Annotated in this window: 1 protein-coding gene; it reads right to left on the bottom strand. The window is 53.0% G+C overall.

The genetic code is table 11. The features are described 5' to 3' along the window. Positions 1-758 (bottom strand): recombinase family protein (locus D7Y06_RS25400; RefSeq protein ID WP_243119524.1); only part of this gene is annotated, 758 nt, incomplete at both ends.

A 758-nucleotide genomic window follows, 5' to 3' on the forward strand; every position in this document is an offset into this window, starting at 1 on the left:
TGGCAGATATAATACGCCTTGTCTATCGGCTCCCGTTCCTCGCCGGTAAAGCGGTTCTTCCCGGTTCTGCCTACCTTCTCATAGCGTACCTGCATGGACTTCCCACAGGTGGCGCAGTAAATAATGCCGTGGAACAGGTTGTAGAAGGGGCAGGCGTTCCCCTCCATGATAGGCGGGCGGCGGTCAATGAGTTCCTGCACCTTCTCCCAGTCCTCCGGGCTTACGATAGCTTCATGGCAGCCCTCAAGCACTTCCCATTCCTCACGGGGAATGATGTCATAGGTATTGGAGCGGATTCCCTTCTGGTGTGTCCGGCAGACAAGATGTGCGCCTTTGTAAAATGGGTTCCGCAGGATATGGCTGATCCGTGCGCTTCCCCACGAATAATAATTCACGTCACATTCCGTATTGCTTTTTACCCGTGTGATGGGGATTTTATCCTCCATAAGCTGTTTGGCTATCCGCATACACCCCCAGCCGTTTAAGGCAAGGTCAAAAATTTTATGGATAGTCGGCGCAGTGTCCGGGTCAAGGATAAGATGCCCCTTTTCCTCCGGGTCACGCATCAGACCAAGGGGCGGCCGCCCGCCGCAGAATTTCCCCTGGCGGGAGCGTGTCATGCGCCCAGCCAGCACTTTCTTTGAAATATCCCGGCTGTACATATCATTCAGGATATTTTTAAACGGTGTAATGTCCATTTCCTGCCTTGTCAGGCTGTCCACGCCGTCCGTGACCGCTATATACCTTACATTGTGTTT

It is taken from the genome of Roseburia sp. 1XD42-69, from assembly GCF_003612565.1.
In the GTDB taxonomy this organism is placed as follows: Bacteria; Bacillota; Clostridia; order Lachnospirales; family Lachnospiraceae; genus Roseburia_B.